The following is a 9,392-nucleotide window of genomic DNA, read 5'->3' as shown; positions in this document are numbered from 1 at the left end:
GCCCGCCGTTACCGGTCGGCAGCTGGCTGATCACGTCCTCGGCCTTCTTGGCCTCGGCCGGGTCGGCCTGTGCGCCGCCACCGGAGCGCATGACGAACACGGAGGTCCAGCCGGTGCCGATGACCGTGGTCTTCGGCTCCTCGCCCTTCTTGGTCAGGTCGGGCTGCTTCTGCTGGTGCTCCTCGGCGACCTTGTCCGGGTCGGCCTCCTCGACCTTGGTGCCGGCCGGCGGGTTGAACACGAACTGGGCGTCGTCCGGCCGGGTGAAGCTCACCTGCGTGAACGCCACCTCGAAGGCCGGGCTGGCCTGGCCCTTGGCGAGGACCTGCACGCGCAGCGGCAGCTTCTCCTGGGCGTCGATCGCGAGCCGGATCTCGCCGACCAGCGACGCCGTGTCGCGCGGCCGGAGGATCAGCTCGTAGGCGTTGCGACCGGCGATGCGGGCCGAGTTGCCGGTCGAGACCTGGGTCGACGGGTCGATGGCCTTGAGGGCCAGGTCGGCGGCCTCCTGCGGCGTCTTGGGAACGCCGCTCGGGATGCCGGCCGGCCCCTTGTCCTCGTCGGCCTTGGACGGGTCGGACTTGAAGTGCTGCGCCGTGGCGGTCTTGCTGTTCCAGATCCACGTGTCGGTGCCGTTGTGGATCACGTCGCTCTGCCCCTGGGTGCCCAGGAGCGAGACGCGGGCCTTGTCGGGCCCGGAGTACCAGACGCGCAGCGTGTGCTTGCCGGAGACCAGCGACGTCAGCTCGGCGCTCTGCTCCCCGGTCAGGGTCGGGATCGCCGGCAGGCCCAGATCGGCCCGCTCGACGACCGTGCCGGACAGCCCGTCGAGACGGGCGGTCTGCACGTCGACCAGCAGCTCCGCGGCGGTGCGGGGCGGCAGGTCGGGTTCGGCGGCGACGGCGAGGGTCTTCGCGGCCACGCCCGCACCGACCACAGCGACCGCAGCAGCCGCGGGCACCGCCCACCGAAGGAACGGTCGTGACGTGAAGTTGGACATTGGGTACACCTCCTACCGACCATGTTGCTCGGAGCCGCCTGTGACATCGCTGAGACCGCCTGTGCCGCTCCACAGCACAGCGTGCCACGCTGTGTCTCGTGCGGTTGCTGGTAGTGGAGGATGAGGTGCGGATGGCGCACGCGCTGCAGCGCGGGCTCCAGGCCGAGGGCTTCGCCGTGGACGTGGCCGGCGACGGCCCGAACGGGCTGGAGCTGGCCCGCCACGGTGGGTACGACGCGGTGATCCTGGACATCATGCTGCCCGGCCTGTCCGGGTACCGCGTGGTGCAGGCCCTGCGGGCGGAGAAGAACTGGGTGCCGGTGCTCATGCTCTCGGCCAAGGACGGCGAGTACGACCAGGCCGACGGGCTCGACTGCGGTGCCGACGACTACCTGACCAAGCCGTTCTCGTACGTGGTGCTCGTCGCCCGGCTGCGGGCGCTGCTGCGCCGGGGTGCGCCGGAGCGGCCGAGCGTGCTCACCGTCGGGGACCTGGCGCTCGACCCGGCGCGGCGGCGGGTGACCAGCGGCGGGGCCGAGATCGTGCTCACCGCCCGGGAATATGCGCTGCTGGAGTACCTCATGCGCCGCCCGGGCCAGGTGGTCTCGAAGACCGAGCTGCTCGACCACGTCTGGGACGCGAGCATCGACACGGCGCCGAACGCGGTCGAGGTCTACGTCGGCTACCTGCGCCGCAAGCTGGGCCGCGACGCCCTGGAGACGGTCCGCGGCGCCGGATACCGGCTCAAAGCGTCATGAAGTGGTGGTCGCGGCTCTCGCTGCGCGGCCGGCTCGTCCTGCTGGGGACCAGCGGGCTGATCGTCGGGCTCGGGATCGCGGGCGTGGCGATGGCCACCGCGATGACGTACAGCTTCCGCGGCACCCTCGACAACTCGGCCGACGCCACCGTGACCGAGATCGTCAACCTGCTCAACGAGGGCGGCCAGCTGCCGTCGCCGCTGCCCGCCCCGGCCGGCCAGGTGGTCCAGGTGCTCGACGGCGAGCACCGGGTCGTCGCCGGCGACCGTAACGCCGACCTGCTCGTGCCGGTGCTGCGCCCCGACGAGCTCGGCCGGGCGCTGGACGGCGAGCGGGTGACCGTGCCCGGCGACCGCGCGCTGCAGCCCGACCAGCTGCGGGTCACCGCCCGGCAGGTGCAGCCCGACCGGGTCGTCCTCGTCGGCGTGCCGCTCGGCGACTACAGCCGCAGCCAGGAGCTGCTGCGCAGCGCGCTGTGGGTGACGTACCCGGCCCTGGTGGCCGTCCTCGTGGCGATCGCCTGGCGGGTCGTCGGCCAGGCGCTGTCGCCGGTCGACCGGCTCCGGGCCGGCGCCGAGCGGATCACCGGCGCGGCGACCGACGAGCGGCTGCCCGTGCCGCCGTCCCGCGACGAGATCCAGCGCCTCGCCGTCACCCTCAACCACATGATCGACCGGCTCGCCCAGTCGCGGGCCCGGCAGCGCTCGTTCATCGCCGACGCCGCCCACGAGCTGCGCAGCCCGCTGGCGAGCATGCGGATCCAGGTCGAGGTCGCGCAGAAGCTCGGCGACTGGGCCAGCGCCTCCGACGACCTGCTCGCCGACATCGACCGGCTGTCCCGCCTGGTCGACGACCTGCTGCTGCTCGCGCGGGCCGACGCGGCCGACGGGCGGCCCGGGGCCCGCGAGCCCGTCGAGCTGCCCACGCTGCTCAATGACCTGGCCCGGCGGTACGACATCGTCCGGGTCCAGCCGGGGGAGTCCCTGTGGGTCGAGGCCGACCCCGACGCGCTGCACCGGATTTTGCTGAACCTGGTCGACAACGGCGCGCGCCACGCCCGTACCGCGGTGGTCCTGGCCGCCGAGGCCGAGGGCGGCCAGGTGCTGGTCACGGTGACCGACGACGGCGAGGGCATCCCGGCCGCGCTGCGCGAGCGGGTGTTCGACCGCTTCGCCCGGCTCGACGACGGCCGGGCCCGCGACGCCGGCGGCACCGGCCTGGGCCTGGCGATCGTCCGCGAGCTGGCCCGCCAGCACGGCGGCACCGTGCGGCTGACGGACGCTCGGCCCGGCATCCGCGCCGAGGTACGGCTGCCCCGACTCCTTGACAGTGTCATGTGACAGTGTCATAGTTGGCGGCATGACCGCGACAGGATGGACGCTCGACGAGCTGACGGCCCGCGTGGCGGCCGCGCTCGGCGGCTCCGCCTATGCGGGCGCACCCAACGGCCGGGTGCGCGACGTGCCCGACAGCCGGGCCATCCGGTGGTATACGACGATCGGCCTGGTGGACCGCCCCGCGATGCGCGGGCGGACAGCGCTCTACGGGCCGCGCCACCTGCTCCAGCTGGTCGCCGTCAAGCGGCGGCAGTCGGAGGGGCGCAAGATCGCCGACATCCAGGCCGAGCTCGCCGACGCGCCCGACGAGACGCTGCGCGGGATCGCGCGCCTCCCCGAGGCCGACGGTGACAGTGTCAATGACAGTGTCAGTGCGGCGAGCGCGGGTCCGGCCCGCCGTCGCTTCTGGGCCGAGCCTCCCGAGCCTCCCGAGCCTCCCGAGCCACCGGGGCCGGCGAGCCGGCGAAACCCGCCGGCTCAACCCTCGCCCGCGTCGCCGCCCGTTCCCGTGCCCGAGCTCGACCCGCCGCGAGAAGCTGGGGATGCCGGGCCGCTCATGACCGGCGTGCCGCTCGGCGGTGGAGCCGTGCTCCTGCTGCCGGGCCCGCTCGGGGCCGCCGACGCGGCTGCCGTCCGGGCCGCCGCCGGACCGCTCATCGACCAGCTCATGGCCCGCGGGCTGCTGCCGCGTCCGCTCCATTCCGAAGCCCTTCCGCCCGCCGAGCCGAATCCAGGGAGTGCGCAATGAACGTCGCCACGATGACCGAGGCGGAGGCCGCTCGGGTCGCCGCCCCCGCGGACGAGGCCGGGCTGGGTGCGCTGCGCACCGAGCGCGGCAACCTGCCCCTCAACCGCCTCGACGTGCGGACCGAGATCACCGGGCTGGTCGCCCGCACCGAGCTCACCCAGGAGTTCGTCAACGTCCACGCCACCGCGCTGGAGGCCACCTACATCTTCCCGCTGCCCGACCGGGCCGCCGTCACCCGCATGGCGATGACGGCCGACGGGCGGGTCGTGGAGGCCCAGCTGCAGGAGCGGGGAGCCGCCCGCGAGGCGTATGACACGGCGATCGCCGCCGGCCAGCGCGCCTCGATCGCCGAGGAGGAGCGGCCCGACGTGTTCACCATGCGGGTCGGCAACATCCTGCCCGGCGAGCGGGTCAGCGTGACGCTCACGCTGGTCGGGCCCCTCGCCTTCGAGGACGGCGAGGCGACCTACCGGTTCCCGCTGGTCGTGGCCCCGCGGTACATTCCGGGCGCCGCGCTCGACGGTGACAGTGTCGGCGCCGGGCACGCGCTCGACACCGACGCCGTGCCGGACGCCTCGCGGATCAGCCCGCCGGTGCTGCTGCCCGGCTTCCCCAACCCGCTGCGGCTGTCGATCGACGTCGCGCTGGACCCGGCCGGGCTCCCGCTCGGCGACGTGCGGTCCAGCCTGCACGCGGTCGAGGAGCAGGACGGGCACCTGACGGTGCGGCCGGGGGAGCGGGCCGACCGCGACTTCGTGCTGCGGATCGGCTACGGCGCCGGCACGCAGAGCCTGGCGCTCGCGCCCGACGCCGGCGGCGAGGAGGGCACGTATCGGCTGACGGTGCTCCCGCCCCGCGCCGACGCCCCGCCCCGGCCCAAGGACGTGGTGCTGCTGCTCGACCGCTCCGGCAGCATGGGCGGCTGGAAGATGGTCGCGGCCCGCCGCGCCGCCGCGCGGATCGTCGACACGCTCGGCGCGCAGGACCGGTTCACGGTGCTCGCGTTCGACGACCGGGTCGAGGCGCCGCCGACGCTGCCCGCGGGGCTGGTCCCCGGGGGCGACCGCAACCGGTACCGCGCGGTCGAGCACCTGGCCCGCATGGACGCCCGCGGCGGCACCGAGCTGCTCCAGCCGCTGCTCGACGGGCTGAAGCTGCTCGACGACGACACCCGCGACCGGGTCCTGGTGCTGGTCACCGACGGCCAGGTCGGCAACGAGGACCAGATCCTGCGCACCGTCTCGACGGCGCTGCGCGGCGTCCGGGTCCACACCGTCGGCATCGACCAGGCGGTCAACGCCGGCTTCCTGGGCCGGCTCGCGATCGCCGGCGGCGGCCGCTGCGAACTGGTCGAGAGCGAGGACCGGCTCGACGCCGCGATGGACCACATCCACCGCCGCATCGGCGCCCCGGTCGTCACCGGCGTCCAGCTCACCGCGTCGGGCCTCGACCTGGTCGACGACACGCAGGCCCCGGCCCGGCGCCCCGACGTCTTCCCCGGCGTGCCGTTCGTGATCGCCGGGCGCTACCGCGGCGCACCCGCCGGCTCGATCACCGTCTCGGGCACCACCCGCGACGGCCGGCCCTGGTCGGCGACGGTCACCGGCGAGCGGCACGACAACCCCGCGCTGACCCAGGTGTGGGCCCGGGCGCTGCTGCGCGACCTGGAGGACGCCTACGTCTCCGGCACCCGGCCGACGGGCGACCTGGAGGACCGGATCACGGCGGCGTCGCTGCGGTTCGGTGTGCTGTGCCGCTTCACCGCCTACGTGGCGGTCGACACCCGCGTGGTCACCGACGGCCAGGAGCCGCGCCGGGTGACCCAGCCGGTCGAGACGCCGGCCGGGTGGGAGTTACCGACCGCCGTCCCGCCGCCGCCCCTGCAGCCCATGCGCGCCGCGCAGATGGCGCCGCCGTTCGCGGCCGCGCCGGCGAGCATGCCGCTGGCCGCCGGCCCGCCGCCCGCGCCGAGCGCGGCGCCGTACCCGACCGCAGCGCCCCGTCCATTCCCCCCGGGCGCCGCGGTCGGAGGCATGGCCCGCAAGCTGCGTGGGCGCGGGTCGGCCCGCGCGATGCGCCCCGCCGGCCCGGCCCACCCGCAGGCCGAGCAGGCCCGCGCCCAGGTCGTCGAGATCCGCGAGGTGGCGGCCCAGGAGGCGGCCCGCCTCCGCGAGGCGGCCGACGCACCCGAGTGGGAGCGCCGGGAACTGCTGGAGGACCTGCGCACCCGCCTGGCGGCCCTGGGCCTGGTCCAGCTGGAGCCCCTGGTCGACGCCCTGAACCCGGCCGCCCTGGCCACCCGCCCGCTCGCCGAACTCTGGCAGCTGGCCCTCGACGCCCTGGACAAGGCGGCCGGCGACCCTCCACCGGCCGCCCCGAGGGGAGCCTTCTGGAAGCGCTGACCCGCCCGACTCAGGCCCCCGCCCCTGACGGCAAGCCCGCCCACTGGTGGCGGGGCGAGCGGCGACCCGCTGGTGGCGCGGCCGACCGCTCGACCGCACGGCTGATCGACCGCGCGACGGGCTGACCGCGCGCGCCGCGAGGCCGGCCACCACGGGAAGGCCTGTCACGACGGGGCGAGGCCGGCCACGACCGTGAGGCTGGTCACCACTGAAGACCCCGACGCTGGCCACCACGGGAAGGCCAGCCACCGGCCACACAGCTGGCCAGTCACCGCACGGCTGATCGACCCGCCGCGGCCCGCCCGGCCGCGGCGGCGGGCAACGGCGCCTGGTGTCCCGGCGGTGACGGCAACCTCCGCCAGTTCCGGGCCTGCTGCTCACCGTGACGCGGCTGCCCACGGGCGGGCCCGGACAGGACACGAACCCGCGCCGGTTCCCGATCCGAACGGCGTCTGATGCCGCACCTACGGAAGCCAAGGCCTCGGAATCCGCACCACGAAAGCCCACGGCCCGAAGCCCACGGCCCGAAGCCCACGGCCCGAAGCCCAACCTCCCGGCCCGTTCGTGAGCGGCTCCTTGCCTCGACCGTCTCGACACCGGACAAATCGGGCCTCGATCGGGTTTCGGGGAGCCGGACGCACCAACCCATAGACCGCGGCGTGGGCCCGGATCCCACGCCGCGCCCGGCGGGCGGCCGGTCGATGTGCTCGACAACGGGGGAGCACATCGACCGGCCGCTCTGCGTCGACCGGCTAGGGTGCAGCGGTGATCAGGGAACGGGTCGCTCGGGTCGTCACCGAGGTATTCGCGCCGGCCGTGCTCGTGTCGGTGCTGCTCGTGCTGCTCGCCGTGCACAGCGAGGGCGGGGACCTCCGGCGTGGGCTCGCGCTCGGCGTTGTCGCGGCGCTGTTCGAGAGCGTGCTGCCCTTCCTGTACATCCTGCGCGGCGTGCGTACCGGAGCACTCACCGATCACCATATCGGCGACCATCGGCAGCGGCGGGGGCCGCTGCTCGTGGGGCTCGGGTCGGTCGTGGCCGGGTTCGGGGTGCTCGTCTGGGCGGGGGCGGACCGGGAGCTGCTCGCGGCCGTGGTCGCCGGTGGGGTCGGGCTGGTCGTCGCGGCCGGGGTCAGCCACTGGTGGAAGATGTCGATTCACTCGGCGGTGGCGGCCGGGTCGGTGGTGATCCTGATGCTCGTGTACGGATGGTGGCTCGCCCTGGCGGCGGTGCCGGCGGCGGCTGTCGGGTGGTCCCGGGTCGCGCTGAAGGACCACACCGTCGCGCAGGTCGTCGTCGGCACCCTCGTCGGCGCCGCCGTCGCCGGAGGGGTGTTCTCGGCCCTGCGCTGAGCACCCCGATAGCATCGGGTGGAAACCCGCCGACCGATCCATGGGAGCCCATCGTGTCCACAGCGCGCCCCGTCGCCGAAGCCCCGCCGCGCCTCGTGGTCACCGCCGGCACGACGGCCGGCGCCGCGGTCGCCGCCGCCGGGCTGCCGGCCAGCGGGCCGAAGGCGATCGTCGTCGTCCGCGAGGCGGACGGGCGGCTGCGGGACCTCGACTGGACGCCCGAGGAGGACGTCGAGGTCGAGGCCGTCGACCTGTCCTCGCCCGACGGGCTCAACGTGCTGCGCCACTCGACCGCGCACGTGCTCGCGCAGGCCGTGCAGGACCTGTTCCCGGAGGCCAAGCTCGGCATCGGCCCGCCGATCGAGCACGGGTTCTACTACGACTTCCAGGTCGCCAAGCCGTTCCACCCCGAGGATCTCGACAAGCTCGAGAAGCGGATGCAGGAGATCATCAAGTCGGGCCAGCGGTTCCGCCGGCGCCGGTTCGACTCGGTCGAGCAGGCGAAGACCGAGCTCAAGGACGAGCCGTTCAAGCTGGAGCTGGTCGACGTCAAGAGCGACAGTGGCCAGTCATTGGACACGAGCGAGGTCATGGAGGTCGGCGGCGGTGAGCTGACGATCTACGACAACCTCGACGCCAAGGAGGACAAGGTCTGCTGGTCGGACCTGTGCCGCGGCCCGCACCTGCCGACCACCCGGCTGATCCAGGCGTTCAAGCTGACCCGCACCGCCGCCGCCTACTGGCGCGGCTCGGAGAAGAACCCGCAGCTGCAGCGGGTCTACGGCACCGCCTGGCCGACGCGGGACGCGCTGAAGGAGTACCAGCGCCTGCTGGAGGAGGCGGCCCGCCGCGACCACCGCAAGCTGGGCGCCGACCTCGACCTGTTCAGCTTCCCCGACGAGCTGGGCTCCGGCCTGCCGGTGTTCCACCCGAAGGGCGGCATCATCCGGCGCGAGATGGAGAACTACTCGCGCCAGCGGCACGAGGAGGCGGGGTACAGCTTCGTCAACACCCCGCACATCACCAAGGGCCACCTGTACGAGGTGTCCGGCCACCTGGACTGGTACGCCGACGGCATGTTCCCGCCCATGGAGGTCGAGGGCGCGAACTACTACCTCAAGCCGATGAACTGCCCGATGCACGACCTGATCTTCCGTTCGCGCGGCCGGTCCTACCGGGAGCTGCCGCTGCGGATGTTCGAGTTCGGCACGGTGTACCGGTACGAGAAGTCCGGCGTCATCCACGGCCTGACCCGGGTGCGCGGCATGACCCAGGACGACGCGCACATCTTCTGCACCCCGGAGCAGATCGAGAGCGAGCTCGCCTCGCTGCTGCAGTTCGTGCTCGACCTGCTCAAGGACTACGGCCTCACCGACTTCTACCTCGAGCTGTCGACCAAGAACCCGGACAAGTACGTCGGCTCCGACGAGGTCTGGGAGGCCGCGACCGAGACGCTGCGCCGGGTCGCCACCGAGTCCGGCCTCGAGCTCGTGCCCGACCCGGGCGGCGCCGCCTTCTACGGGCCGAAGATCTCCGTGCAGGCGCGCGACGCGATCGGCCGCACCTGGCAGATGTCGACGATCCAGCTCGACTTCAACCTGCCGGAGCGCTTCGAGCTGGAGTACCAGGCCGCCGACGGCACCCGGCAGCGGCCCGTCATGATCCACCGGGCGCTGTTCGGGTCGATCGAGCGGTTCTTCGGTGTGCTGACCGAGCACTACGCCGGCGCGTTCCCGGCCTGGCTCGCCCCGGTGCAGGTGGTCGGCATCCCGATCCGGGCCGACCACGGCGAGTACC

General features: G+C 73.9%; 7 protein-coding genes. 6 read left to right on the top strand and 1 reads right to left on the bottom strand.

From position 1 onward, the window contains the following. On the bottom strand, window positions 1-922 hold a 922-nt coding region (locus ABZS66_RS58300; RefSeq protein ID WP_354773079.1), incomplete at its 3' end, for a sigma-E factor regulatory protein RseB domain-containing protein. 176 nt (window positions 923-1,098) lie between these two features. On the opposite strand from ABZS66_RS58300, the gene ABZS66_RS58295 reads away from it, so the two are divergent. The 6 genes from ABZS66_RS58295 to thrS all read left to right on the top strand — a co-directional run. Continuing rightward, on the top strand, window positions 1,099-1,758 hold the full coding sequence (locus tag ABZS66_RS58295; RefSeq protein WP_354773077.1) for a response regulator transcription factor: 660 nt from the start codon (window positions 1,099-1,101) through the stop codon (window positions 1,756-1,758). Next, a complete protein-coding gene (locus ABZS66_RS58290) occupies window positions 1,755-3,098 on the top strand; it encodes an ATP-binding protein (RefSeq protein WP_354773075.1) in 1,344 nt (447 codons plus the stop codon). Before ABZS66_RS58295 ends, ABZS66_RS58290 begins: the two co-directional genes overlap by 4 nt. A gap of 19 nt (window positions 3,099-3,117) precedes the next feature. Beyond that, window positions 3,118-3,843 carry a MerR family transcriptional regulator gene (locus ABZS66_RS58285; protein WP_354773074.1) on the top strand — a complete coding sequence of 242 codons (726 nt, stop codon included), beginning with the start codon at window positions 3,118-3,120 and terminating at the stop codon, window positions 3,841-3,843. Continuing rightward, window positions 3,840-6,245 (top strand): VIT domain-containing protein, encoded by a 2,406-nt coding sequence (locus tag ABZS66_RS58280; protein WP_354773072.1) that lies wholly within the window; start codon window positions 3,840-3,842, stop codon window positions 6,243-6,245. The genes ABZS66_RS58285 and ABZS66_RS58280 overlap by 4 nt, the downstream gene beginning before the upstream one ends. Before the next feature lie 765 nt (window positions 6,246-7,010). Beyond that, complete coding sequence (locus tag ABZS66_RS58275) at window positions 7,011-7,595, top strand: phosphoesterase PA-phosphatase (RefSeq protein ID WP_354773070.1); 585 nt, start codon at window positions 7,011-7,013, stop codon at window positions 7,593-7,595. A 53-nt stretch (window positions 7,596-7,648) separates the two neighbouring features. Beyond that, window positions 7,649-9,392: threonine--tRNA ligase (thrS, locus tag ABZS66_RS58270; protein ID WP_354773068.1), on the top strand; the 1,744-nt coding region annotated here is incomplete at its 3' end.

Source organism: Dactylosporangium sp. NPDC005572, assembly GCF_040605515.1.
GTDB lineage: Bacteria > Actinomycetota > Actinomycetes > Mycobacteriales > Micromonosporaceae > Dactylosporangium.
Note: the sequence above shows the minus strand (reverse complement) of the source record. Positions and strands in the feature narration are given on the sequence as shown.